23 protein-coding genes are annotated in these 22,310 nt (G+C 64.4%); 13 read left to right on the forward strand and 10 right to left on the reverse strand.

Features of this window, described 5'->3' with window-relative positions; translation table 11 throughout:
- Window positions 1–16 precede the first annotated feature (16 nt).
- Window positions 17–1,381, reverse strand: a complete 1,365-nt coding sequence (locus tag ACFQS4_RS06565; RefSeq protein ID WP_497902850.1) for a DUF389 domain-containing protein — start codon at window positions 1,379–1,381, stop codon at window positions 17–19.
- Between the two features lie 138 nt (window positions 1,382–1,519).
- On the opposite strand from ACFQS4_RS06565, the gene ACFQS4_RS06570 reads away from it, so the two are divergent.
- From ACFQS4_RS06570 to ACFQS4_RS06595, 6 genes are all read left to right on the forward strand, one after another.
- The gene (locus ACFQS4_RS06570; RefSeq protein WP_497902851.1) at window positions 1,520–2,785 is read left to right on the forward strand and encodes an RNA-guided endonuclease InsQ/TnpB family protein; all 1,266 of its coding nucleotides are present in this window, start codon (window positions 1,520–1,522) and stop codon (window positions 2,783–2,785) included.
- 82 nt (window positions 2,786–2,867) lie between these two features.
- On the forward strand, window positions 2,868–3,152 hold the full coding sequence (locus tag ACFQS4_RS06575; RefSeq protein WP_497902852.1) for a DUF357 domain-containing protein: 285 nt from the start codon (window positions 2,868–2,870) through the stop codon (window positions 3,150–3,152).
- Window positions 3,153–3,358: 206 nt separating this feature from the next.
- Window positions 3,359–4,324, forward strand: a complete 966-nt coding sequence (locus ACFQS4_RS06580; RefSeq protein WP_254159799.1) for a transcription initiation factor IIB — start codon at window positions 3,359–3,361, stop codon at window positions 4,322–4,324.
- Between the two features lie 180 nt (window positions 4,325–4,504).
- The gene (locus ACFQS4_RS06585) at window positions 4,505–5,758 is read left to right on the forward strand and encodes an RNA-guided endonuclease InsQ/TnpB family protein (RefSeq protein WP_497902853.1); all 1,254 of its coding nucleotides are present in this window, start codon (window positions 4,505–4,507) and stop codon (window positions 5,756–5,758) included.
- Window positions 5,759–5,816: 58 nt separating this feature from the next.
- Window positions 5,817–5,996 (forward strand): DUF7836 family putative zinc-binding protein, encoded by a 180-nt coding sequence (locus ACFQS4_RS06590; RefSeq protein ID WP_253433364.1) that lies wholly within the window; start codon window positions 5,817–5,819, stop codon window positions 5,994–5,996.
- Window positions 5,997–6,476: 480 nt separating this feature from the next.
- Window positions 6,477–6,713 (forward strand): UPF0058 family protein, encoded by a 237-nt coding sequence (locus ACFQS4_RS06595; RefSeq protein ID WP_253438168.1) that lies wholly within the window; start codon window positions 6,477–6,479, stop codon window positions 6,711–6,713.
- Window positions 6,714–6,966: 253 nt separating this feature from the next.
- Here ACFQS4_RS06595 and ACFQS4_RS06600 read toward each other — a convergent pair whose 3' ends face one another.
- Window positions 6,967–7,488 (reverse strand): DUF555 domain-containing protein, encoded by a 522-nt coding sequence (locus tag ACFQS4_RS06600; RefSeq protein WP_497902854.1) that lies wholly within the window; start codon window positions 7,486–7,488, stop codon window positions 6,967–6,969.
- Window positions 7,489–7,640: 152 nt separating this feature from the next.
- On the opposite strand from ACFQS4_RS06600, the gene ACFQS4_RS06605 reads away from it, so the two are divergent.
- The gene (locus ACFQS4_RS06605; protein ID WP_497902855.1) at window positions 7,641–8,552 is read left to right on the forward strand and encodes a DNA-3-methyladenine glycosylase family protein; all 912 of its coding nucleotides are present in this window, start codon (window positions 7,641–7,643) and stop codon (window positions 8,550–8,552) included.
- Between the two features lie 173 nt (window positions 8,553–8,725).
- On the opposite strand, the gene ACFQS4_RS06610 is transcribed toward ACFQS4_RS06605, so the two are convergent.
- Entirely contained in the window at window positions 8,726–9,259 is a 534-nt protein-coding gene (locus tag ACFQS4_RS06610; RefSeq protein ID WP_497902856.1) for an Rrf2 family transcriptional regulator, read from the reverse strand.
- Window positions 9,260–9,381: 122 nt separating this feature from the next.
- Window positions 9,382–10,071, reverse strand: a complete 690-nt coding sequence (locus ACFQS4_RS06615) for a metal-dependent transcriptional regulator (RefSeq protein WP_497902857.1) — start codon at window positions 10,069–10,071, stop codon at window positions 9,382–9,384.
- A 142-nt stretch (window positions 10,072–10,213) separates the two neighbouring features.
- Between ACFQS4_RS06615 and rocF the strand changes: the two genes are divergently transcribed.
- From rocF to ACFQS4_RS06630, 3 genes are all read left to right on the forward strand, one after another.
- Window positions 10,214–11,134, forward strand: a complete 921-nt coding sequence (rocF, locus tag ACFQS4_RS06620) for an arginase (RefSeq protein WP_497902858.1) — start codon at window positions 10,214–10,216, stop codon at window positions 11,132–11,134.
- Between the two features lie 110 nt (window positions 11,135–11,244).
- On the forward strand, window positions 11,245–12,399 hold the full coding sequence (locus tag ACFQS4_RS06625; protein WP_497902859.1) for an NAD(P)/FAD-dependent oxidoreductase: 1,155 nt from the start codon (window positions 11,245–11,247) through the stop codon (window positions 12,397–12,399).
- A gap of 18 nt (window positions 12,400–12,417) precedes the next feature.
- Window positions 12,418–13,041, forward strand: a complete 624-nt coding sequence (locus ACFQS4_RS06630; RefSeq protein ID WP_497902860.1) for a small multi-drug export protein — start codon at window positions 12,418–12,420, stop codon at window positions 13,039–13,041.
- A 6-nt stretch (window positions 13,042–13,047) separates the two neighbouring features.
- Here the strand turns inward: ACFQS4_RS06630 and ACFQS4_RS06635 are convergent, their stop codons facing one another.
- Window positions 13,048–13,497, reverse strand: coding sequence for a universal stress protein (locus ACFQS4_RS06635; RefSeq protein ID WP_497902861.1), 450 nt, complete (start codon window positions 13,495–13,497; stop codon window positions 13,048–13,050).
- Between the two features lie 84 nt (window positions 13,498–13,581).
- Here ACFQS4_RS06635 and ACFQS4_RS06640 point away from each other — a divergent pair, with 84 nt between their 5' ends.
- Entirely contained in the window at window positions 13,582–14,595 is a 1,014-nt protein-coding gene (locus tag ACFQS4_RS06640; protein ID WP_497902862.1) for a DUF3179 domain-containing (seleno)protein, read from the forward strand.
- Window positions 14,596–14,663: 68 nt separating this feature from the next.
- Here ACFQS4_RS06640 and ACFQS4_RS06645 read toward each other — a convergent pair whose 3' ends face one another.
- Window positions 14,664–15,137, reverse strand: a complete 474-nt coding sequence (locus ACFQS4_RS06645) for a DUF7384 family protein (protein ID WP_497902863.1) — start codon at window positions 15,135–15,137, stop codon at window positions 14,664–14,666.
- Window positions 15,130–15,342 carry a hypothetical protein gene (locus tag ACFQS4_RS06650; RefSeq protein ID WP_497902864.1) on the reverse strand — a complete coding sequence of 71 codons (213 nt, stop codon included), beginning with the start codon at window positions 15,340–15,342 and terminating at the stop codon, window positions 15,130–15,132. Before ACFQS4_RS06650 ends, ACFQS4_RS06645 begins: the two co-directional genes overlap by 8 nt.
- Before the next feature lie 180 nt (window positions 15,343–15,522).
- On the opposite strand from ACFQS4_RS06650, the gene ACFQS4_RS06655 reads away from it, so the two are divergent.
- Window positions 15,523–16,218: a helix-turn-helix domain-containing protein gene (locus ACFQS4_RS06655; RefSeq protein WP_497902865.1), complete on the forward strand. Its 696-nt coding sequence runs from the start codon at window positions 15,523–15,525 to the stop codon at window positions 16,216–16,218.
- Between the two features lie 53 nt (window positions 16,219–16,271).
- Here ACFQS4_RS06655 and ddfA read toward each other — a convergent pair whose 3' ends face one another.
- The 3 genes from ddfA to ACFQS4_RS06670 all read right to left on the reverse strand — a co-directional run bounded on the left by ddfA (window position 16,272) and on the right by ACFQS4_RS06670 (window position 20,949).
- A complete protein-coding gene (gene ddfA, locus ACFQS4_RS06660) occupies window positions 16,272–16,592 on the reverse strand; it encodes a DdfA family disk-determining factor (protein WP_497902866.1) in 321 nt (106 codons plus the stop codon).
- Window positions 16,593–16,715: 123 nt separating this feature from the next.
- Complete coding sequence (locus tag ACFQS4_RS06665) at window positions 16,716–19,940, reverse strand: PAS domain-containing sensor histidine kinase (protein WP_497902867.1); 3,225 nt, start codon at window positions 19,938–19,940, stop codon at window positions 16,716–16,718.
- Between the two features lie 139 nt (window positions 19,941–20,079).
- Window positions 20,080–20,949: a dihydrodipicolinate synthase family protein gene (locus tag ACFQS4_RS06670; RefSeq protein WP_497902868.1), complete on the reverse strand. Its 870-nt coding sequence runs from the start codon at window positions 20,947–20,949 to the stop codon at window positions 20,080–20,082.
- A 213-nt stretch (window positions 20,950–21,162) separates the two neighbouring features.
- On the opposite strand from ACFQS4_RS06670, the gene ACFQS4_RS06675 reads away from it, so the two are divergent.
- Window positions 21,163–22,203: an AIR synthase family protein gene (locus tag ACFQS4_RS06675; RefSeq protein WP_497902869.1), complete on the forward strand. Its 1,041-nt coding sequence runs from the start codon at window positions 21,163–21,165 to the stop codon at window positions 22,201–22,203.
- The last annotated feature ends 107 nt before the right edge of the window (window positions 22,204–22,310 follow it).

Below are 22,310 nucleotides of genomic sequence, written 5' to 3' on the forward strand. Positions count from 1 at the left end.
ACTACGCACAGGCGACCTAAACGCCTTGCGTTCCTGGCATTCCGCGGTCGGTCATCGGCCGGTTCACCGAGTCGAACCGAGCCTCACCACGGTCCGTTCCGGTGTCCCGGTCGACGTACTCGACGGTCACCTCAATCTGGCGGCCCGTCCGATCCTCGAGGGCGTCCTCGAGGGTAGAGACGAGGTCCGGATAGGCGACGCCGTCGGGGCGACGAACCACGGCGGTCACCTCGTACGACGTGGCCAGGTCGCCCCCGACGAACTCCGTTCGGAGGTCGACGAGTTCGAGACGGTCGTACTCGGGATTGTCGAGGACGGTCCGGATCTCCTCATTGACGTCGTTCTCGAAGGAGACGTGATGGAAGAGGACGCCGCCAGCGAGCAGGCAGACCAGCGAGAGGACGAGCACGGCGGGAACGATTGCGCCGAGGCGGTCGCGGGTCAGGTTCCGGCCCAGGTCACCCGGTACCCAGTCGGCGGGCCGGTAGCCGAGATACCAGAAGACGGCGAGGCCGGAGAGGACGATAGACGCGGCGTTGATCGTCAGCAGGACGAACGCTCCGGCCGCGACCAGGGGCGCGTTCCAGGCCAGGCCGATGCCGACGGCTGCCGCAGCGGGGATGAGCGCCGCGGCGATCATGACGCCGACGAGCGAGACGGGCAGGGCGGTCGCCAGACCGAACGCGCCCGCAGCACCGGCGCAGATGCCGATGATCAGCGAGAGGAGGTCGGGCGAGATGCGGGTGCTCACCTGGTGGATAGCGGTAATCTCGATCGTCGAGGGGACGATGGCACCGGAGCGAAGGAGCCAGGCGAACGCGAACGCCCCGGCCATCGCGGCCACCAACCCGCCGACGAGCGAGGAGATGCCGTCGACGATCATGCCGCGGTCGTTGAGCACCATCCCGACAGTGCCGGTCAGCGCGGCACTCACCTGCGGGGCAATGACCATCGACCCCACGACGATGGCCGGCGAGTCGAGCAGGAGACCGGCCGTCGCCACGACCGCGCTCAGGAGCGTCATCGCGTAGTAGGTGAGGCGGTTCGGCGTCATGTTCAGCGCCCGCGTCCGAATCTCCTCGTAGAAGATGCTGTCGTCGGACTCACTCCCGCTGACGAAGCGCTCCTCGAGGGACTCGAGGCCCGGCGTCCGTGCCGTCTCGATCGAACTGACGACGATGAAGTCGTCGTCGACGCCCGCCTCCTCGAGCGTCTCGAGGACCTCCTCGACGGCCTGGGTCGGCAACGGAAACTGGACGATGACGCTGTTTTCCCCGTCGGTGTTCTCCCGGAGGGTCACGTAGTCGATCCCTTCGGTGTCGAGCGCGAACAGCACGTCGTCCCGGACGGCGGAGGGGACGAGCGCCTGTATCAGTCGCATCGTCGGCGATACCACGGCCCCCTAGTTACGTCTTTATCAGCGGACACGGCGAATACCCCGAGGCTTTTCCTCGAGGACGAAACCGACACGCAGGGATACAAACCATTAAGGAAACATATAACTAATCAAGAGATAGCGATGGAATACAGTCACCGCTACCACGCCTACCCGACACAAGAGGTAGCGGAGCGACTGGAACGCCATCTCACCATTCATCGCCAGCTCTACAACCATGTCCGCTGGGACTACGAACACAGTCCTGGAAGCGACAAGCCGAGTGAGTACGACCAAAACAATAAGCTTCCTGAGTGGAAACGCAAGTGGTTGGTGTTTAGTGAACTACACTCGAAGGCCGCACAAGCCACAGTCGCTCGTTTCCACCGCAACCTCTCGAACCTTTACAAGAAGAAAGAGAAAGGATACAAAGTCGGTCGGCTCAAACGGCAAGCACCCACCGACTACCGGAGCGTCACGTACAACCAGTCTGGTTTCGACCTTGATGAAAAGAGGGGCCAAGACAGGTATGCTTACGTCCGCTTCAGCAAAATTGGTTGGGTCAAAATCCGATACCACCGCCCGATTCCCGACCGCGCCACGGTCAAAGAAGTCACGTTCAAGAAAGAGACGACAGGCGAGTGGTTCATCTCCTTCGGACTCGAAACCGATGACGAACACGTTCCCGAAAAACCTGCGCTGGACTCCTTGGATGCGAGCAACAGCGTCGGTATTGACCTCGGCATCCTCAACTACATCCACACGTCTGACGGCAAGACTGTGGATTGGCTGGACCTCGAAAACGAGTACGAGTGTCTTCACTGCGAGCAACGCAAACTCTCGCGGAAGGAGAACGGATCGAACAACTACGAGAAACAACGGAGAAAAGTTGCAAAGGTCAAGCGCCACATCAAGCGGAAGGTACTGGACTACCAGCACAAACTCACAACGTGGCTAGTCCGCGAATACGATGCCGTGTTTGTGGAAGACCTCAATGTAGCTGGGATGCTTCAGAACGACGGGAACGCCCGGACCAAGCAGGATGCGGCGTGGCGACAGTTCATCACGCTCCTCGAATACAAGGCAGACTTGTACGGTTGTCACGTCGCTCAAGTAGAGGCCCGAGGCACGACCAAAGAGTGTGCATCGTGTGGTGTGGAGACAGCAAAACCCATCTGGGTGCGTGAACACTCTTGCCCGTCGTGCGAATTCGAGACAGACAGGGACGCGAACGCGGCAATGAACGTTTTGCAGAGAGGCTTTTCTGAACTAGGGCTGGGATGGCCCGAAGACACGCCCGTGGAGACTGTGACCGCTACGGACACGCCTGACTTTCAACGTGTGTCTGCAAGTCACGTCATAGAAACGGGAAGCCTCGGGGTCAAGTCCCGAGGCGATTCACCGACCTGACAGTCGCTGTGAACGGACCGTCCGCACTCGATGACGGTGGCGATGACGATGCGTTTACGACCGTTCCCGTCGACCACTGCGTATGCCTGCTGATCTCGAGGAGAAGACCGATCGCTACGGCACCCTCCTGGCGGAGGCGCTCGAGGCGGCGACCGTCGCGCCGCCGGAGGGAACCCCGATGGCCGAGGCTGCCGCGGAGTGTTTCGAGATGGCTCGATCCTATCTCGAGGACGGCCGTCACTTCCGGGAGGAAGACGACCTGGTGAACGCGCTTGCGGCCTTCTCCTACGGACACGCCTGGCTCGATGCCGGGGCTCGGATCGGCCTGTTCGACGTGCCGACCGAGGGACATCTCTTTACCGTCTGACGGTACCGGCGGTCTCCCGTCCGAACGCCCGATACGCAACGAACGATCATGTACTAACCGAAACGTACATAACTGCTCGCATGACTCTTTATAAAGAAGGCAAAAGCTTTATATGCCTTTCGCCCTTACCGTATGTTAGCTGGAGCGTCCGGGTTTTCTTCTGGTACCCCCCACCCGGGAGCTCTGAGTAACTGAGTCGATACACCATGACAGATACGACAATTCGAACCTACAGTGGCGAGACACAGCGGGAACAGGAGCCGCGAGCCAGCGAGGACGAGCAGTGCCCCGAGTGCGGTGGCCGACTGGTCTCGGACAGCGAACACGCCGAGACGGTGTGTTCGGAGTGTGGCCTGGTCGTCGAGGAAGACGAGATCGACCGCGGGCCCGAGTGGCGCGCGTTCGACTCCGCCGAGAAGGACAAGAAGTCCCGCGTCGGCGCGCCGACGACGAAGATGATGCACGACCAGGGCCTGTCGACCAACATCGGCTGGCAGGACAAGGACGCCTACGGGCGCTCGCTCTCGAGCCGACAGCGCCAGAAGATGCAGCGCCTGCGCACCTGGAACGAGCGCTTCCGCACCCGCGACAGCAAGGAGCGGAATCTCAAGCAGGCTCTCGGCGAGATCGACCGCATGGCTAGCGCGCTCGGCCTCCCGGAGAACGTCCGGGAGACCGCCAGCGTGATCTACCGGCGAGCGCTCGACGAGGACCTGCTCCCGGGACGCTCGATCGAGGGCGTCGCCACCTCGGCGCTGTACGCCGCCGCACGACAGGCCGGGACGCCGCGCAGCCTCGACGAGATCGCCGCCGTCAGCCGCGTTGACCGGATGGAGCTGACCCGGACCTACCGCTACATCGTCCGCCAGCTCAACCTCGAGATCAAGCCGGCCGACCCCGAGAGCTACGTCCCGCGGTTCATCAGCGACCTGGACCTCTCGGACGAGACCGAGCGTCGGGCACGCGACCTGCTCGAGTCGGCTCGCAAGGAGGGCGTCCACAGCGGCAAGTCGCCGGTCGGCCTCGCGGCCGCGTCGGTGTACGCCGCCGCCTTGCTGACCAACGAGAAGGTCACCCAGAACGATGTCAGCGAGGTCGCGAGCATCTCCGAAGTCACCATTCGAAACCGGTACAAGGAGTTGCTCGAGGCCAGCGACACGATGACGGTATAGAGTCGGTCGACGACCGTATCTGCAGTCTCGGTGTCGATCGACTCGTCGTTTCAACTAAATGGTAACGCGGAGTCCCCTTCCTCGAGCACGAGTGAAACGAGCGGTAGGGAGGGGAAGGGCGCGTTCGTATCGCTGGGCATTTCAGAGACCTATAAATAGCCACGGGAATACATTGAATATGTGGCAGACGACTACGTGCGTCGGACGGCAATCACCCGCCTCTCGGTAGACAGTGAGCAACGCAACTTGCTCGAAGACACCATCTCCGAGTGGAAACGGGGGTGCCAAATCGCCACGGACCTCGCGTGGGGACATTGCAACACCAAGAGCGACGTGCAACCCCTCGCCTACGATTCTGTGCGCAAAGATACCGACCTCGGGAGTCAGCACGCGATTCTCGCCACCCACCAAGCCGCACAAGCCATCACCGGCTGTATCGAACGCCGGTCGAAAGGCAAGAAGGTCAGCAAGCCGACGTTCACCGCGCCGACCGTAACGTACGATACGCGGACGATGACGGTGTTTGATGACGATACCGTCTCCCTCTCCACGACGGAGAGTCGGGTTCGGTGTCCGCTTGCCCTCCCCGACGCTGACGATGGCTACCAGCGGCAGTATCTCGACTCGGACGAATGGTGCGTCACGGAGAGTACGCTCACCGCCCGAGACGGCAAGTTTTTCTTGCATATCGGCTTCCGCCGACCCAAGAACGATACTGAGCGGAACACCGCCGAGGACGGAACGGTTCTCGGGGTTGACCTCGGTATCGAAAACCTCGCCGTCACCAGCACCGCCTCCTTCTTCAGCGGGCGGAAGTTGACCCACGACCTCCGCGAATTCGAGAAGGTACGTGCCGGACTCCAACAGACCGGCACCCGAAGCGCCCACCGAACGCTCGAACAGTCGAGCAGTCGAGAGCTTCGATACGTCCGCGACGTACTCCACCGGGCATCCAACGCGATCGTGGACGAAGCCCTCCGCTACGACTGTGACGTAATCGTGTTCGAGAACCTGACCCATATCCGCGACCGAACCGGGGCATCGTGGGGTCACAAGTGGGCGTTCCGAACGCTCTACGAATACGTCGAGTACAAAGCCGAATCGGTCGGCATCTCGGTGAAGCAAGTCAGGTCGGCGTACACGTCGAAGCGGTGTGCCGAGTGTGGATTCACGGCAGACGAGAATCGCCCGTCGCGCAACAACTTCCGGTGCGTGAAGTGCGGGTCGGAAGCGAACGCGGACTACAACGCGGCGAAGAACATTGGATTACGGTACGTCCGTCGAGGCCAACAGTCGTCTCGGCGGACGGGCGACAGTCAACTCGCCCTAAAGTCTGGAACGGTGACGCCGAAGCGCGGATTTACCGCCTACCCTGATGGGTTCGAGGCCGAGTTCACGGACAAGCCCCACCCTCGACACGTCGAAGGCGTGTAGGGTGAGGTAGTTGACTTGCGCGGTAACGTTTTTGACGGTGGGTGTGTATTGCCATAGCATGGTCGAAACGACCGTCCAACTCGTCTGCCCTGAATGTGTCAAAGAATGGCAACTTACGCCGACGGAATTGCCCGACTCCACCTCGATGTTTCATTGTCCTAATTGCCACGCCTCCCGGCGAATGGCCGAATTTACCCGGACGGACCGCGATCTGCGAACGTTGAAACAACTCGGGTAACGGCGGCGGCCCGGTCGTGGATCCTTTATTGAGCGCACCTGTGCAGAGCGCCGCGTCTCGAAGGGGTGAACGAGGGCTCGATGCTCGAGTTCGAGTTCGATCCTGATGGTCGATCGATCGGAACGCATTCGAGAGGCGATTTTCGGCTCCAGTCACCGATCGGTTTGCTCGCTACAACTCAATGCCAGCGAGCGACACGTTCAGTTGTTCGTGTCGATTTCTACGCCCCGACCGTCGACCAGTTTCGGCCGCGCAACCGAAGTCGATCCCTGTCCCCGGGAAACCTCGTTGGATTCCGTCAGAAATCACAGATTACGTCGTTCAAATCCTCGTTAAGCCGATCCTTCCGAGGGGTTTTTGAGAAGCGATTTCCCCTCGAGATGGTCTCGAACGGCGAAATTTCGTTCAATCGTCACCTGGAGCGTGTTAACGAGACTCAAGATAATAATATAACCCTGCAGTGGGTATGATTGCATGGTTATGAAGAAACAAGAGCTCATTCACCTTCACGGCCTTCTTGCCGAAGTATCGAACCACTGTGCTAACTGGGAGGACTGTTCGGTTTCGCTCGACGAGTACGAGTCTCTTGGGATTCGACCGACATCGATCCACAAATCGAAAACCGATCACAAAGCTGCTGTTTTTGCGCTGGCTGGGGGAATTACGCAACCGATGCGAGAGGGGGAGGCGGAAGCCGTCGCAGCCACGGCCGACTGAGTTTCCTGCGATACCCTAGTCCACGACACTGCCAACTGGAAAGGCTGGCTCTCTCTGACGTTTGATTTCGACTTCGACTTCAAATCTACGCACTTCGTCTCGCTTCGTGTTCCACTTCACGAATCCGTTCTTGGGTCCCGGATCCGTTCGTCGACTGCTCTCGTGCGATAGACTGTGGTGCTTTTATTTGAGGTAAACGCTGGCTCCGTACTTGCGCGACGATTGGTCGACTACCGCTTCTGATTCGAAATCGTCACTCGAGTAAATCTTCGAATTCGGGGAGGACGTCGTCGTCCGACTCGGAGCTCTGATCGTCAGCCTCGTCTCCGCTGCGAGCCTCGTCTTCGTCGTCTCGAGCCGACTCGTCGGTTGACGTTTCGTTGTCGCTATCGTTGTCCGTGTCGCTGTCGTCGTCGTCGTCCTCGTCCTCATCCTCATCGTCCTCGAGCACCTCGACCGAAAGCACCTCCAGCGGGATGTTCTCGAGTCGCTGGCCGATCTCTTTGCGGGCGATGCGGGAGGCGTGTTCCTCGCGTTCGACGTTGAAAACGGTCATCTCGAGCTCGAGGGCGACGAGGGCCTCGTCGGCGGCGATGAACGCGGGCGGCAGTTCCTCGCCGCCGGGGGAGGTGCGCTCGCCCATGTTGATCTCGACGTAGTTCAGGTCAGGGTTCAGCATCTCGCCAGTTTTCGAGATGGCGATACGGATTGCCTCGTCTTCCGTCTCGACGTCGAACACCGGCACGGCAGCTTCGACGACAACCCTGCAGTGCATAGTGAGCTATTGTATCGCATTCGGTATGAAGGTTCGCCCGTAGTGGGCCACAGGCGTTGTCTCGCTCTCGCTCGTACTCTCGTACCGGATTTTCGAACCAGGCCAAAATCAGAAGGCCCATACCCGCACCCACGAAGGCCACGACCAGAGCGATGGCGACAGCCACTGTCAGCGACACAATTGCCGTCGAAGCCCTCTCGGGCGGCTTCGACCTGTACCTCACCCTCGAGAGCGGCCAGAGCTACCTCTGGACGCGAAGCGACGGCGAGATGTACACGGACCGTCGAGCGCCCAAGGCGTGGTACCAAACCGTCGTCGACGACGTTCCGATCCGGGTGCGCCAGCCCGACGGCCCCGGCGGCGACCTCGAGTGGCAATCGACGACCGATGCCGACCCGCTCGTCCGCGAGCTGTTGCGCCTCGAGGACGACCTCGAGGCGATCGCCGCGGACGCGCCCGACGATCCGCTGATTCGAGCGGCATACGCGGCCCACGACGGGATGCGACTGGTCGACGACCCACCCTTCGGGACGTTGATCTCGTTCATCTGCTCGGCGCAGATGCGCGTCGGGCGGATCCACGGCATGGCCTCGACGCTCGCGAGGGAGTACGGCGACGCCTACGCGCTCGGTGGCGAGACCGTCTACGCCTTCCCGACGCCCGAACAGCTCGCGACCGCCACCGAAGCCGACCTCCGGGACCTGCGCCTGGGGTATCGCGCCCCCTACGTCCAGCGCACGGCCGAGATGGTCGCGAACGGCGAGGCCCGCCCCGAGGACGCCCGCGACCTCGAGTACGAGGCCGCCCGCGAGCACCTCACGCGGTTCGTCGGTGTCGGCGACAAGGTGGCCGACTGCGTCCTGCTCTTCTCGCTGGGGTTCGACGAGGCCGTGCCCCTCGACACGTGGATCAGGAGCGCAATCGCGGAGTACTACCCCGATTGCGACCAGGGATCGTACGGCGAGACGTCTCGAGCGATCCGCGAGCGACTCGGCGGTCAGTACGCCGGGTACGCCCAGACGTACCTCTTCCACCACCTGCGAACGGGTGCCGTCGACGCGTAGGCGGTTCGCGAGAACTTCGGCCCGCGTCCAGTTCGACCCCCCGAGCTGGCGATTACGCTCGACACAAGCGGTAGTGCTGTCTCTCGAGGTGCTGACGAGTGTCCGAACGTGATGCGAGAGTACGAACGTGGCTCGAGAGTCCCAGTACGAGTCGATAGACGAGGCGTCGACCGTCAGTGGGCCGACTCTTCTGCCGGCGCGACCATATCCTCGATCCGCAGAATCAGGATGTTGTTCGTGTCGTCTTTCCCATCGAGTACTCCCTCGATGACCAGTTTCGATAGCGGCGTCGGCCCGACGGTGACGCTGTCGCCCTCGTGGATGTCGCCGGTCGAGCCCTGGACGTGGATCTCGGCCCGGCAGAGTTCCGGGTGGTGGACGCTCGAGAGGTCGATTTCCTCGACGATCATGCCCTCGACCGGGGTACCCTCGTGGGTGAGTGGGACGGCCGCTGGCTCGTCCATCTGCTGGATCTCGAGAGCCTCGAAGGCGGCCGCGGTCGGCTTGTAACCGCCTTTGGGGCCGGGTACGCCCTCGACCAGCTGAAGGGCCTTCAGGCTCTGCATCTGGTTGCGGATGGTTCCCGGGTTGCGGTCGACTTGCTCGGCGATGTCCTCACCTTTGATCGCATCTTCGTCCTCGGAGTGAAGATTGGTGAGCGCGCGCAAAATTTTCTTTTGGCTCGGGGTAAGCTCGATTGATGACATGGTGAATCCTTGGTAATTGATTTGCTTAAAGCCGATGGTCAGGTACGGTTTCGATCGCTATCTCATATTCTTCACAACCGTAGTAATCAATTCCGCTTCCTGTTCGTCGGTTCGTCGACGGATTACGACCGGGCGTCCACCGGCGTCGCGACGCGAACGTGACGGGCCACCTCTTGTGGGAGCGAGACCTGGGTTTCGGTATCCGCTGACTCGAGCGGCCGCGCGGTCACCATCCCGAAGGGGGCGACCTCGACGATCTCGAGTTCGACGCCGGGCTCGACGCCGTGGTCGGCCAGGTACGAGAGAATCTCGGGGTCGTGATCGGCGACCTCGCGGACGACGACGCGGTCGCCCGCTTCGAACGCTGAGATGGCATCGCCGGTCGGCGTCTCTGGCGCCTCGAGGTCGGCGCTCGGGATGGGGGCGCCGTGGGGGTCGACGTCGGGGTCGTCGAGTGCGGCGGCGACCCTGGCCTCGAAGTCTTCGCTGATGTGGTGCTCGAGGCGGTCGGCCTCCGCGTGGACCTCCGACCAGTCGTAGTCGAGGTGCTCGGTCAGGTAAGCCTCGAGCAGACGGTGGTGACGGATCACCTCGAGGGCGACGGTCTCGCCCTCCGGGGTGAGGACCACCCCACGGTACTTCTCGCGGTCGACGAGACCGCGCTCCTCGAGTTTCGAGAGCATGCTGGTGACGGTCGGCGAGGTGACCTTGAGCGCCTCGGCGATGGCGGAGGTCTTGACCCGCTCGTCGCGTCCCTCCTGGAGCTGGTAGATCGCCTTGAGGTAGTCTTCCATGACGTCACTCAGCATCATCGTCCGAATTTAGGCGCGTCTATTCCTAAAGGTTCCGACAATCGAATCCGACCGCGAACGCCACGTATTCAGCGGTTTCGTGAAACCGGGTACTCGAATCCGAAATCGGGTCACTCTAAACGTCGGGTGGAGAACTGCGGGTATGGATCGAGCTGTCCACGTAATCGGTGCACCGATGGACTACGGGGCCGACCGACGCGGCGTCGACATGGGAACCTCCGCGATCAGGTACGCGGGACTCGCCGACGAACTCGCCGGCGCCGGCGTCGAGGTTCTCGACCAGGGTGACCTCCCGATGCCCCGTGCCGAGGAGCGCGACCCCGACGCGAACCAGCCGGTCGAGGGCACCGCCAAATTCCTCCGCGAGGTCGAGGACGTGACCACGCGCGTCGCCAGTTCCGTCGCCGCGACCCTGGAGACCGGTGCGTTCCCGCTCGTCCTCGGCGGCGACCACTCCATCGCCATCGGGTCGATGAGCGGTTCCTCCAGGGACGCCGACCTCGGCGTCGTCTGGTTCGACGCCCACGCCGACCTCAACACGCCCGCGACGTCCCCGAGCGGGAACGTCCACGGGATGCCCCTGGCCGCGACGCTCGGTCACGGCATGTTCGACGGCCTCGAGTGGGCTCACGCCCCGCGGGTCCGCGAGGAGTCGATCGCCTACGTCGGCCTCCGGAGCATCGACGAGCGCGAGCGCGAACTCGTTCGCGAGAGTGAGATGACCGCGTTCACCATGTCCGACATCGACGAGCGGGGCATCACGGCGGTCGTCGAGGATGCCCTGGACGTGGCGACGGCGGGGACCGACGGCGTCCACGTCAGTCTCGACCTGGACTGGCTCGATCCCCGAATGGCCCCCGGCGTCGGGACCCCCGTCCGCGGCGGCGTCACCTACCGGGAGGCCCACTCGGCGCTCGAAACCGTCTACGAACGCGACCAGGACGAGGGAATCCTCCGGTCGATGGACGTCGTCGAGGTGAACCCGATCCTCGACGAGCAAAACGAGACGGCCGAACTGGCCGCCGAACTGGCGGCGAGTGTCTTCGGGAAGCGGATCCTGTAGATACATCGAATAATTGATTGCTTCTGGAGAGTTCTGCTACGTGGGAACGGTGCGCACGCCTATCCGGGTTTCAACACCTTTGTATCGGTGTGATACGGAGGTTGGCGTATATGACCGAGAACGTCGTCGTGCTCGGCTCCGGCTACGCCGGCGCCGGCGCGATCAAGTCGCTCCAATCGGAACTCGACGAGACCGCTCGACTGACCTGGATCTCCGACACCGACTACCACCTCGTGTTGCACGAGTCCCATCGCGTGGTTCGAGATCCCTCGGTTCGCGCCGACATCACCATCCCGGTTGCCGACATCGCCGACCCGCGGACCCGGTTCATCACCGACACCGTCACCGGCCTCGACACCGAAGAACGCGTCGTCGAACTCGCAGACGGCGAGGACGTCGAGTACGACTACGTGCTGGTCGCGCTTGGGAGCAGTACCGCCTACTACGGCATCCCCGGCCTCGCGGAGCACTCGCTGACGCTCAAGAGCCTCGACGACGCCCTCGAGATCAACGAGCAGCTCACCGAGGCGAGTCGCAACGCGACCCGCGGCGAACCGGCCCAGATCGTCATCGGCGGCGCTGGCCTCTCGGGCATCCAGACCGCCGGCGAGGTCGCGGCGTTCCGCGACGAGAACCGCGCGCCCCTCGAGATTCACTTGGTCGAGGCGCTCGACGAAATCTTCCCCGGGAACGACCCCGAGATCCAGCAGGCTCTGCGCAACCTGCTCGAGGAAGCCGGCGTCAAGATTCACACCGACGACCCGATCACCGAGGCCGAAGACGGCGTCATTCACTTCGACGAGGGCGACCCCCTCGAGTACGACGTGTTCGTCTGGACCGGCGGCATCACGGGGCGGGAGGCCCTCGACGGGACCGACCTCGAGAACCAGCACAATCGCGTCGAGGCGAAGGCGAACTTCCGGACCTCCGACGAGCGCGTGTTCGCCATCGGCGACTCGGCGATCGTCGACCAGGGCAGTCAGCCCGCCCCGCCGACCGCACAGGCCGCCTGGCAGGCCGCGGAGGTCGTCGGCGAGAACATCGCCCGCGCAATCGACAATCGCCCGCTCAAGACCTGGGAGTACGACGACAAAGGGACGGTCGTCTCCGTCGGCGACGAGGCCGTCGCTCACGGCGTCAAGATGCTCCCTGTCGACACCTTCGGTGGCTTCCCCGCGAAGAACCTCAAGAAGCTCATCGCCGCCCGCTGGATCGCCGACCTGACCTCATGGAACCGGGCCCGCAAGGCCTGGTCCGTGCTCTGATCGAGGCCTGAGAATTTCGTGGACCCGATCGTTTTCGACGCTTTGGTTTCGCTCGAGGGGGCCCTCGGTAGCCTTGCCGATAGATCGATTTCGGATGCCATTCCGGTTCCGGACCCGGGCACGGGCCTGCTCTCAGGGGTAGCGCAGGCCCAACTCGCCAGCGTCGAGGAGTGGGCTCGCAACCTCCTCGACGCCGCCAGCGGCCCCTGGCAGTACGCGCTCGTCTTCGCGCTCGCGGCGACTCCCCTGCTCGAGATCCTGGTCGTGATCCCGCTCGGCGTCGCTCTCGGACTCGATCCGGTCGTGGTCGCCGTGACGGCGTTCACCGGCAACGTCCTCCCGATCTACGGCATCGTCCTCGCGGCCGACCGGGTCGCGTCGTGGCTCGAGAGCCGCCGCTCGGGCGAACCCTCCGCGCGACGGAAACGGGCGATCCGCATCTGGAATCGCTACGGGCTACCGGGGCTGGCGCTACTCTCGCCCGTCACGACCGGGGTCCACCTCGCGGCCGTCCTCGCGCTCTCGCTGGGCGCCCGCGGCCGGGACACGCTCGCGTGGATGACCGGCAGCATCGCCCTCTGGACGGTCCTCATTACGCTCGTCAGCGTCGTCGGGCGATCGGCGCTCACGGGCGCCTTCTAATCACTTCTACGGGGTCACTCGGTCTGCCTCGCCGTCGCCGACGACCAGCACCGGCCTCGAGGACAGGCGAACCAGCGCGTCGACCGTACTTCCGAGCAAGGCGTCGCGAAACGCCGAGCGGCCCTGTGCGCCCACGACGATCACCGAACAGCCCTGCTCGTCCGCGTAGTCGAGAACCTCCTCGTGGGGCGTCCCTCGTTTCCGGGCGGTCGTGACGGGGACATCGGACTCGCCCGCCACCGCCTCGACTCGCTCGAGGGCGTCGTCGGCTCGAGATTGCTGTCGCTCGCGAACCTCCTCGGGGTCGACGATGCCCGAATCGTAGGCCGTTCGGTCCTCGAGCACCGAGATGGCGAACAGCGGGACGGCGAGCGTCTTGGCGAGGAAGACGGCGTGGTCGACCGCTCGCTCGGCCGTGTCGCTGCCGTCGGTGGCGACGAGGATCGAGTCGTACATACCTGGCCTTGGTTGCCCATCGGAAAGAAGATTCACCTCCTGGGCTGACCCTGGATTTTTCTCGTATCCGGACGAGGGCCTCGTATGAACGTCAGACAGGTTATTCCCCGAGACGCGATCCCCAGCATCGACAATCCCCGGTTCGGCCCGGACCACCGGGGACCGGCCTCCGACGATGCCGTCGTCCTCGAAACCGAGGACGGCTCCGCGCGGGCGTACCCGCTCCGGATCCTCGACTACCACGAGGTGGTCAACGACGAGGTGTCGGGCACCCCGATGGCCGTCACCTGGTGCCCGCTCTGTGCCAGTGCCGTCGTCTACGACGCCGTCGTCGACGGTCGTTGGCTCACGTTCGGCGTGAGCGGAAAGCTCGCCGACGACGACCTCGTCCTCTACGATCGAGAAACGGACTCGGAGTGGAAACAATCCGCGGGCGTCTGCATCGACGGCCCCCTCGAGGGGGCGCGACTGTCGCCGCGGGGGTCCTCGCTGACGACGGTCGACCGTTTCTTCGAGCGTTACCCCGACGGTCGAGTCCTCCAGCCCGTCCCCGACGCCGAGAGCGAGGCCGCGAGCGAGAACGACGACCCGGCGCCGGTCGACTACGACGAACGGCCGTACGCGGGGTACTTCGCGAGCGACGAGGTCGGTCTCGCTGGTCTTCGCGGCGACGGTGACGGTGACAGTGACGGCGGCCGGACCTGGAACCGAACTGACCTCGAGCCCAAAGCGGTCGTCCTCGGCATCGAGCGCGCCGGCGACGCGCTCGGAATCCCCGTCCCGTGGGTTCGTGAGGCGGGCGGCGTCCTGACGGCGTCGGTCGGCGAGAGCGAGGTCGTCGTCGGCGCCGGCGAGGCCGGCATCCACGCGTTCGAGGCGCCCGATTTCGTCCTCGAGTTCGCGCGAGCGACGGATGTGGACGTGGATATGGACGTAGACGCGACCGGCAGCCCGCTGCTCGTCGGCGACGGCACGACCTGGGACCCCGTCACCGGCGAGAGCGAGGACGGGCGTCGCCTCGAGACCGTCCCCGCGAAGCGGTTGTTCGCGTTCGCCTGGTGTGACGACCACGGGCAGGAATCGCTCGTCGACCGGTGAGTCGGCAGCGAGCGTACCCTGGGGCCGGTGCCGGTGAACGACTGCTCGGCGGCGAACGCCGCGTTTCCTCACGCTCGAGGATCCTGGTCCGGTCCCGGATAGGTGTCGCCCTCGATGGCCTCGTAGAGACTCTCGGCGTCGAACACCGTTGCGAACGCGTCCGGCGTCCGCACGCTCACGGCGACCCGCGGCTGTAAGGTCATTCCCGCTTTTGCCGACCCCAGGCGTTCGTCGAACGAGAGGAGGTGCGCCGCGTTCCCCCGGTAGGCCGAGGCGAGCGCCGGATGGTCCTCGGGTGGGTGCTCGACGCGAACGCACTCGCGCTCGAGTCGGTCGTGGTGAGCCCGCGCGAGGTCGGCGTCGGCCAGGCCGGCGACGAGCGATTTGGTCGCCTCGAGGAGTTCGTCGCTCGCGACCAGGTCCATCCAGGAGTGGCGACGCACGTGGTCGAGGGCGTCCCTGGCCACCCCGCCGACGAGGAGGTCCGCCGCGAGTACGTCCGCGTCGGCGACGATGCGTGCCGGATTGGGTCGGTCAGGCATCGTTGTCCTCCGGGTTCGATTCCGATGTTGGTTCCAGGGCCGATTCCGATTTCGAGGCCGAGCCCGATTCAGGTTTCGATCCCGAGCCCGGCCCGGGATCATCGGCAGCCAACTCGCGCCGTCTCGCGAACTCGTTTCGAATCGTCTCGAGGTCGACCGCGAACGACTCCCCCCGGTCGAATAGCGCTTGCCAGCGTTCGGTCATCACTCGGGGTTGGGGGTCGACCCTCAAAAGTACTCGAGGGACGGCGCTCGACGGTCGCGGTAGCTCGAGGGGAGCTGAGTTCGAGGTGAACCGAGCCAGACAGCGATTTCGACAGCTAGTAACCAAATTATATAGGGGGTAGAGTAGTAATTCACCTCTGTGTGATTGTTCGTGAGAAAAATGCATCGGTCTCCCAACGCGAAACGGAGTGCCTCCGCCGTCGAAGTTACGTTTTCGATTTCTGATAGTTCGTATCCGTTCGTCGCGGCATCGACCATCGACGGCTGTGAAATCGAGTTAGCGAAACTACTTCCCCGGGACGACGGCCAGTTCGCGGAGTACTTCACCGTCACCGGCACCGAGACGAGTCGAATCTACGACCTCGCTGCTGACCACGCCTCGGTGAGCGTTTCGCTTCTCGAGACGTACGACCGCGGTGGGTTGTTCGAATTTCTGGTTTCCGCCGACTGTCCCGCCGTGACGCTGGCGACGTGCGGTGCGCTCCCCAGAGAGGTTCGCGGCGTCGACGGCGAAGGACGGGTCGTCGCCGAAATTCCGTCGCCGTACGAGGCCGGCGACGTCATCGAGACGTTTCTCGAGGAGATCGACGGCGCCTCGCTCGTCTCCAAGCGCGAAACGGGGTCCGTCACGCCCCTCTTTACGGAATCGTCGTTCGAGCAGGTCCTGGAGGCCCAGCTCACCGACCGCCAGCACGAGGTGCTCGAGGTCGCGTACCAGGCGGGCTACTACGACTGGCCGCGAACGTGTACCGGCGAGGAGGTAGCCGAGCGCCTCGACATTACCTCCGCGACGTTTTCCGAGCACATCCACACCGCCGAGCGAAAGCTGCTCACGATGCTCTTTGATGGTTCGTGAAGGTGAGGCCTGGAGCCGATCCGGAGCGGAACGGGACGTGACGGAACCCGTCGTCAATCGCGCTCGGAAACCGTGACGGTCGTCTGACCGCTGGTGGAGACGGTCACGTCACACCCGTGAAACCGGAACTCGACGACGCCCGTTCGCAGCGACGGCACGTGGCTTGTCGGTTCGAACAATTGGTCCAGTGCCTCGGGGTCGACGACCTCGTAGAGCGGAGGGATGGATTCCGGCGTCGATCCGGTGGCAGCGGCGACCGCCTCGACTACCGCCTCCGAGGGTAATTCGTCGGTCGCCCAGTCAGAGGAGACGGTGTACGTGTCAGTCTCCGGATCGTACCCAATCCTGTCGTCGGGTGAGTGGTCTGAGGACATTGGAGGACAGAAGTGACGGTTGACTACCAGAGACGACGAGGAGTGACGCCTTAGTTTCGGCCCCTACATCTCGAGGGCCGCGATCTGGTTCGAAACGAATCCTCGGGTATTCCGGTTTTGGCCTCATTCGTCGGTGTCGGCGTCGCCGTCGCCGCCGGCGTCGGCCGCGGCCGGAAGGGTAAACGAGAACGTCGCACCCTCGCCTAGTTCGGAGTCGACCCAGATTTCGCCGCCGTGGCGCTCGAGGACGCGCTGGCAGATCGCCAGGCCGATGCCGGTGCCGGTATCTTCCTCGCGCGAGTGAGCGCGGTTGAAGACGTCGAAGATTCGATTCGCCTCTCGGGGATCGATGCCGATGCCCTCGTCTCGTACCGAGATGATCCAGTCCGATTCGTCGCGCTCGGCCGAGACGTGCACGCGTGGTGGGGCGTCGCCAGCGTAGGTGAGCGCGTTGGCGATCAGGTTCTGAAAGACCTGTCTGAGCTGACTGCCGTCGGCCCGGACCCACGGCAGCGGATCGGCGGTAATCACCGCGTCGGTCTCGACGACTCGCACCTCGAGGTTGGCGAGCGCCTCCTCGAGGGCCTCACCGGCGTCGACCGGTTCGAGCGGGGCTCCCTGGGTGTCGATCCGCGAGTACTGGAGCAGACCGTCGATCATCTCGCGCATCCGGTCGGCGCCGTCGACGGCGAATTCCAGGAACTCCTCGCCGTCTTCGTCGAGGTTGTCGCCGTACCGGCGCTCGATCAACTGGAGGTAGCTCGAGACCATCCGCAGGGGCTCCTGGAGGTCGTGGCTGGCTGCATAGGCGAACTGCTCGAGGCGTTCGTTCGAGTCCTCGAGGCGGTCGATCGTTCCCTCGAGTTCCGCCCGGTACTCGGTGCGCTCGATCGTTTCCGCGAGGATGTTGGCGACGCTCTGGACGAAGTTCACGTCCTCGTCGATGAACGATCGATGACTGGTGTCGTGGACGCCGAGGATGCCCCACGGATCGTCGGCGGAGCCGATGATGGTACTAATTCCGCTCGAGACGTCGTGGTCGGTCAGCAGGTCGGGGCCTCGGAATCGGGTCTCCGACTCGAGATCGTCGACGACGACGGGTTCCTCCGCGATGAGCGTGTATCCGGCCTGGGAGTTGTCGGTGGCAGAGACGGTCGCCGTGCCGACGATTCCCGCCTGCCAGCCGACGCCCTGTCGGAGGCGCAGTTCGTCGGCGACGGGATCGAGATCCAGGACCTTGCAGTACTCGACCTCGAGTGCGTCGGCGACCTGCCGCGTCGCCTCGTGCATGAGGTCGTCGATGTCGTTCGTCTCGATGGCGAACTGCCCGAGGTCGGCGATGACCGCCTGCTGGACGGTGCGGCGTTGCAGTCGATTACGCGACCGGACGCGTTCGGTGATGTCCGTGAGGTAGACCGACTGACCGGTCTCGGAGGGGTAGATCGTCACCTGGAGCCAGGCGTCGGCTGGCTCGTAGAACACCTCGCGTTCGACCGTGGTTCCGGTCCGCTTCGCCTCGCGGGCCGCGTCGGAACACGCAGTTGCCTCGAGTTCGGGGAGGGCGTCCCAGATCGGGGCGCCGAGTAGTTCCGGCCCCGAGACGTCGACCAGGTCGGCGAACGCCTCGTTGGCGTAGATGACGTGCCAGTCGGTGTCGACCGCGAAGAAGGCGTCGTCGATCCGCTCGAACAGGTCGTCGAGTTCGGTTCGCAAGTCGTCGCGCTGTCGCTCGATGCGCTCGGCCTGTACCTTCAGCTGCGTGATGTCGGTCACCGCGGCGACGACGTGGCGAACGCTGCCGTCGTCTCGCGTGACGGGCGCGGCGTTGATCGAGAGCCACCGGGGCTGGCCGTCGGCGTCTTCGATCCAGATCTCCGTGTCCGTCACCGCCTCGCCGGTCTCGAACACTCGACTGATCGGCCGGTCCTCGAGTGGGATGTACTCGCCGGTCGCGTCGTACATGTCCCGCTGACCGGCGCTGTAGGCTTCCATCGTTTGCACCGATCGGTCGAAGATCTCCGCCAACCGGTCGTTCGCCCGCACGGTCGTTCCGTCCGGATTCGCGACCATGATCCCGACCGGACTCGTCTCCAGCACCCGGGTGATCAGGTCGCGCTCGTGTTGCAGTTGCTGTTCGTGCTCGCGCCGGTCGGTCATGTCGCGAGTGACTTTGAGGAACCCCCGGTGGGTACCGTCGCCGTCGAAGATCGCCGTGATGGTGACGTTCGCCCAGAACGTCGTGCCGTCGCACCTGACGCGCCATCCCTCGTCCTCGACCGACCCTCGATAGAGGGCGGTAGCGAGGTTTCGTTCGGGGACGCGCTCGGCCCTGTCGTCGGCCGTGTAGAACCTCGAGAAGTGCTCGCCGACGATCTCCTCGCGGTCGTAGCCCTTGATCTTCGAGGCACCCTCGTTCCAGGAGGCGACGCGCCCCTCGGGATTGAGTCGGAAGATGGCGTACTCCTCGACGGCATCGACCAGCGACGCGAACTCGGCCTCGCTCTCGAGGAGAGCGCCCTCCGAGCGCTTCTGTTCGGTGATGTCGGAGTAGAGTTCGACCCGACCGCCGGCGTACTGACCCGTCTCGATCGGTTTGCTCCAGTGCTCGAGCCAGCGGCCGGTCCGCTCTTCGGCTTCGGTGACGCGACACTCGAAGCGCTCGACGGCGTCGTTGTCCTCGTAGGTCGCGAGGACGCGTTCCGCGAATTTCTCGGAGTCGGCGACCCGCTGGCTGACGTCGTCGACGACGGTGCGTTTGTCGCGACCGACGAGTTCCGCTCGCGAGAGTCCGAAGTACTCCTCGATCGTTTCGTCGGCCCACGCGACGGTGAACTCGTCGTCGAGGACGATGACGCCGATCTCGGCGTCGTCCAGGACGCTCGTGATCGACCGGTAGGTCTCCCGGGCGGATTCGGCGCGTTCGCGGTGGCGTTCGCGTTCGGAGACGTCACGCGCGACGCCAATCGTTCCGGCGAATTCGCCGTCCTCGATCAGCACTGTCATCCGGACGTCGCAGGGAACCGCGCCGCCGCCCGCTGTCCGGACCGAGAACTCCATCGTCGACACGTCACCGGTCCCCTCCTCGAGCTGTCTCCTGATCTCTTGTCTCCCTCGAGCCACGTCTTCGTCCTCGAGGAGCATCGAGATGTGCTCGCCGACGAGTTCGTCGCGGGCGAATCCCGTCGTCTCGACGATCGCCTCGTTGACGGCCTCGAAGCGGCCCTCGGCGTCGAGCTGGTAGAGCCCGTCGTCGACCGTGTCGACGAGCGTCCGGTAGCGGTCCCGCGCCACGTCATCGGACATCCCCTCCCAGAAAGTCGTTCGTGTGCCTATCGACCGGTCGTTCATACGTCGTAATGATCACTCGATGGGATAAAATCTCTGGCATGCTTCTCGGTGAAGCATCCCGTGACGGACGTCACTCGAGCGGTGAGGGCGGTACGACGGACGTCATTCGAGCGTCGAAGACGGGCGCGACGACCGATCGTCAGGTCTCGAGCGCAGCCTCGAGCACCGCCGTGATCTCGGCTGCGGCGTCCTCGTCCACCGGCTCGAGCGGTCGGCGCGGGGGCCCGACCTCGAGGCCGCGGTGGGCGAGGGCCGCCTTGATGCCGGGGACGCCGTAGCGGGCCGTGAGCGTCCGGTTGAGTTCCACGATGGCGGCGTTCAGGTCGCGAGCGGTGTCGTCGTCGCCGTTCCAATGGGTCTCGAAGATTTCGCTCGCAAGGTCGGGGACGGCGTTCGCGACTGCCAGCACCCCGCCGTCGGCGCCGGCATCGAGCGCGTGGGCGTAGACGCTCCCGTGGCCGACGAGCACCGAGAAGTCGGCGTCGGCGGTAAACCGGACGAGGCGCTGGATCGACTCGAGGCTCCCGCTCGAGTCCTTGATCCCGGCGACGTTCTCGTGGGTCGCGAGCGACTCGACGAGTCGCGGCGAGAGCGGGCAGTCGGTGAACTTCGGCACGCTGTAGAGGTAGATCGGGATCGGCGATTCGTCCGCCAGGTCGCGGTAGTAGCGCCCGAGCGCGGCGTCGTCGCTGCCGTAGTACGACGGCGTCACGACGAGCGCGGCGTCGGCACCTGCCGCGGCCGCACCCTCGGTCGCCTCGAGCGTCGGTTCGTATCCTTCGTGGCCGGTGCCCGCGAGGACGGGTTTCTCGGTCGCGTCGGCCACCGTCTCGACGACCTGTGTCCGTTCGTCGGCCGTCAACAGTGGTGCCTCGCCCGTCGAGCCGCAGGGGACGAAGAAGTCGATGCCCGCGCTCGCGAACCAGTCCACGAGCGCCTCGAGGCGCTCGTGATCGACGCGTCCATCGTCGCCGATCGGCGTCACCAGCGGCACGCCAGTTCCGTGCATGCCGGTTCCTGAGTGATGACGGGTAATAGCTGTGGCCGTTCGGATGCCAGCTATTCTGCACGGGCGTCGACGTGGTCGAGCCTTGAGCGCGTCTCCGTGATTTACTATCGAAATTATATTGAATGACTATGATATATATAGTATTAGAAGAATTGAGAACGCCTCGAGCGAACGATCAGCAGGCCTAAGCGCCCGCCTCGAGAACGTTCGACCGTGACCGACCCCTCGCCCGACTCCGACCCCGCGCTCGGCAAGATCGACCGGACGGTGTTCGAGCGACAGATCGCCCCCCGTCTCGGTGCCGACCGCGACGACGTCGTGCTCGGGCCAACCCACGGCGTCGACTTCGGCGTGCTCGACGTCGGCGGCCGGGCCGTCGTGGTGGCGACCGATCCGGTGTCGATTCTTCCGGATCTGGGCCTCGAGCGGGCCGCCAGGTTCGCCCTGGACATCGTGCTCACGGACGTCGCCGTCAGCGGAATATCTCCCTCTCACCTCTCGATTTCCTTTACCTTGCCCCCGGAGATGACCGACGAGCAGTTCGCGATCGTCTGGGAGGCGATCCACGAGGAGTGCGTCGATCTCGGAATTGCGATCACGGCGGGCCACACCGCCCGCTACGCCGGCATCTCGTACTCGTGGGTCGGCGGTGCGACGGTGCTCGGCGTCGGCGACCACGAGGCCGTCGTCCGCCCCGATGGCGCCCGCCCCGGCGATGTACTCTTGCTCACCACCGGACCGGCCGTCGAGGCCGTCGCCCTCCTGAGCACTCTTTTCGGCGACAAAATCGACGTCTCCGACGCCGTCCTCGAGGACGCTCGGGCCTGCCTCGACGATAGCTTCGCCGTCCGCGACGCGCTGACCGCCGCCGCGTCGGCCCCCGTCCACGCGATGCACGACGTGACCGAGGGTGGCCTCGCAGGCGCGCTCGTCGAGATGTCGGAAGGGTCAGGAACTCGCTTCGAGATCGATCGCTCGGCGGTCCCGGTTCGGCCGGCCGTCCAAGCGGTCTGTGACGCCCTCGAGATGGACCCCTGGCGGGCGACCAGCTGTGGCTCGCTCGTGATCGCGGTCGATCCGGGGGACCTTTCGGCGGTGGTCGAGGCGCTCGAGGGTCGTGGAACGACGGTCGCAGAAATCGGGCACGTCCAGGAGGCCGGCGACGCTCCCGAAGTTCGCGTCGATGGCGCCGTGCTCGAGCACCCCGGCGTCGATTCTTCGTGGGGGGCATTCGAACGCCTCGCCGAGAAGTGAACCACGCAAACGAGTGATACCGGAGTATTCCGAGTGTGCACTGGCGCTTTCGGAATTTCCGGCACGGGTACGTTAGCAGTCGATTTCGTTTTCGGCCCCGCTCGAAT

Source organism: Saliphagus sp. GCM10025317 (assembly GCF_042663665.1).
GTDB lineage: Archaea > Halobacteriota > Halobacteria > Halobacteriales > Natrialbaceae > Natronosalvus.

Bases quoted from the DNA above. Each gene is read 5' to 3' on its own strand.
- ACFQS4_RS06565 (WP_497902850.1), bottom strand. From the start codon at position 1,381: ATGCGACTGATACAGGCGCTCGTCCCCTCCGCCGTCCGGGACGACGTG.
- ACFQS4_RS06570 (WP_497902851.1), top strand. From the start codon at position 1,520: ATGGAATACAGTCACCGCTACCACGCCTACCCGACACAAGAGGTAGCG.
- ACFQS4_RS06575 (WP_497902852.1), top strand. From the start codon at position 2,868: ATGCCTGCTGATCTCGAGGAGAAGACCGATCGCTACGGCACCCTCCTG.
- ACFQS4_RS06580 (WP_254159799.1), top strand. From the start codon at position 3,359: ATGACAGATACGACAATTCGAACCTACAGTGGCGAGACACAGCGGGAA.
- ACFQS4_RS06590 (WP_253433364.1), top strand. From the start codon at position 5,817: ATGGTCGAAACGACCGTCCAACTCGTCTGCCCTGAATGTGTCAAAGAA.
- ACFQS4_RS06595 (WP_253438168.1), top strand. From the start codon at position 6,477: ATGAAGAAACAAGAGCTCATTCACCTTCACGGCCTTCTTGCCGAAGTA.
- ACFQS4_RS06600 (WP_497902854.1), bottom strand. From the start codon at position 7,488: ATGCACTGCAGGGTTGTCGTCGAAGCTGCCGTGCCGGTGTTCGACGTC.
- ACFQS4_RS06605 (WP_497902855.1), top strand. From the start codon at position 7,641: ATGGCGACAGCCACTGTCAGCGACACAATTGCCGTCGAAGCCCTCTCG.
- ACFQS4_RS06610 (WP_497902856.1), bottom strand. From the start codon at position 9,259: ATGTCATCAATCGAGCTTACCCCGAGCCAAAAGAAAATTTTGCGCGCG.
- ACFQS4_RS06615 (WP_497902857.1), bottom strand. From the start codon at position 10,071: ATGATGCTGAGTGACGTCATGGAAGACTACCTCAAGGCGATCTACCAG.
- rocF (WP_497902858.1), top strand. From the start codon at position 10,214: ATGGATCGAGCTGTCCACGTAATCGGTGCACCGATGGACTACGGGGCC.
- ACFQS4_RS06625 (WP_497902859.1), top strand. From the start codon at position 11,245: ATGACCGAGAACGTCGTCGTGCTCGGCTCCGGCTACGCCGGCGCCGGC.
- ACFQS4_RS06635 (WP_497902861.1), bottom strand. From the start codon at position 13,497: ATGTACGACTCGATCCTCGTCGCCACCGACGGCAGCGACACGGCCGAG.
- ACFQS4_RS06640 (WP_497902862.1), top strand. From the start codon at position 13,582: ATGAACGTCAGACAGGTTATTCCCCGAGACGCGATCCCCAGCATCGAC.
- ACFQS4_RS06645 (WP_497902863.1), bottom strand. From the start codon at position 15,137: ATGCCTGACCGACCCAATCCGGCACGCATCGTCGCCGACGCGGACGTA.
- ACFQS4_RS06650 (WP_497902864.1), bottom strand. From the start codon at position 15,342: ATGACCGAACGCTGGCAAGCGCTATTCGACCGGGGGGAGTCGTTCGCG.
- ACFQS4_RS06655 (WP_497902865.1), top strand. From the start codon at position 15,523: ATGCATCGGTCTCCCAACGCGAAACGGAGTGCCTCCGCCGTCGAAGTT.
- ddfA (WP_497902866.1), bottom strand. From the start codon at position 16,592: ATGTCCTCAGACCACTCACCCGACGACAGGATTGGGTACGATCCGGAG.
- ACFQS4_RS06665 (WP_497902867.1), bottom strand. From the start codon at position 19,940: ATGAACGACCGGTCGATAGGCACACGAACGACTTTCTGGGAGGGGATG.
- ACFQS4_RS06670 (WP_497902868.1), bottom strand. From the start codon at position 20,949: ATGCACGGAACTGGCGTGCCGCTGGTGACGCCGATCGGCGACGATGGA.